Source organism: Brevibacillus daliensis (genome assembly GCF_021245735.1).
GTDB classification, from domain to species: domain Bacteria; phylum Bacillota; class Bacilli; order Brevibacillales; family Brevibacillaceae; genus Brevibacillus_B; species Brevibacillus_B daliensis.
The window spans coordinates 1-428 of the sequence record NZ_JAJISB010000067.1 but is presented as its reverse complement, the minus strand read 5'-3'; the positions used below and the strand labels follow the sequence as shown (position 1 = coordinate 428).

The 428-nt window shown below is 34.1% G+C and carries 1 protein-coding gene; it reads right to left on the bottom strand.

From position 1 onward, the window contains the following. Positions 1–207 precede the first annotated feature (207 nt). Positions 208–428 (bottom strand): hypothetical protein (locus LM917_RS24205; RefSeq protein WP_232700260.1); only part of this gene is annotated, 221 nt, incomplete at its 5' end.

The following is a 428-nucleotide window of genomic DNA, read 5'->3' as shown; positions in this document are numbered from 1 at the left end:
AATGTAAGGACGAATGATTAGACGCTCTGTTTCCAAGCGCATCATAGATAATTCGATTTGCATCTTGATTCTCCTCTTGTCTGTAATTGTTATACATTATGTCTCAGACTAGAGTGCGAAATATGGCATACCCAACCCTCACTTTCCACGCATTTTATCTATTAGCATAATCTGTTACCCTGGAAAGATTGATAAACTATGTTTGTTTTATTCACCTCTTTGCTCTATCAAAACTTTTCCATCTTTCGATATACCTTTTGCTTCAAATCCTTTGGCAGCAGCTGATATGACCTCTCCATTAGAAGGTGAATTCTTTTTTTCGAAACGTAACTGGCTTAAATTATATAATCTATAAAAATATTGTTTTCCGTTTTTTTGAAATATAGAAGCTTCTGTATATTCCGTTTCTTCATTGCCAATTTCAACTC